Source organism: Mesorhizobium sp. M7D.F.Ca.US.004.03.1.1, from assembly GCF_003998635.1.
GTDB classification, from domain to species: domain Bacteria; phylum Pseudomonadota; class Alphaproteobacteria; order Rhizobiales; family Rhizobiaceae; genus Mesorhizobium; species Mesorhizobium loti.
The window spans coordinates 1-420 of record NZ_RZQG01001841.1 but is presented as its reverse complement, the minus strand read 5'-3'; the positions used below and the strand labels follow the sequence as shown (position 1 = coordinate 420).

The following is a 420-nucleotide window of genomic DNA, read 5'->3' as shown; positions in this document are numbered from 1 at the left end:
ATGCCAGCCTGTTTAACCTGATGCCGGATCTGCGGGCCGTGGGCGAGACCAGTGCGCTCCCCGATCGCAGCCGGCGGCCGGGCTCACGCAAGCTGTTTGCCCGCGCGGCGGAAATCTACGCCGAGCGGTTTTCCGACCCTGACGGCCGTGTGAGGGCAAGTTTCTCGATCGTCTGGATGTCTGGTTGGGCGCCTGACGCATCGCAGCAAAAGCCGCTGAAACCGGGTTCGGCCAAGGTCTCGCTGAAGGCAATCCTGGAGGCGCCCGACGGGCGTTGATCCTGCCCGCAAGCGCGGAAAGGTTGGATCAGGGTGAGGGTGCGAAAGCGTTCGCAAGCTTGCTGTTGTTGTCGCTGAACAGCCAGGTAAGCGAGTCGGCGAACTGACCAACTCCGGTGATGATCCCCAGCGCCACCAAGGT

1 pseudogene is annotated in these 420 nt (G+C 63.6%); it reads left to right on the top strand.

The window, feature by feature from the left end:
* Nucleotides 1-278: pseudogene (locus tag EN935_RS40320) on the top strand (SAM-dependent methyltransferase); the annotation flags it as partial.
* Nucleotides 279-420: the final 142 nt, after the last annotated feature.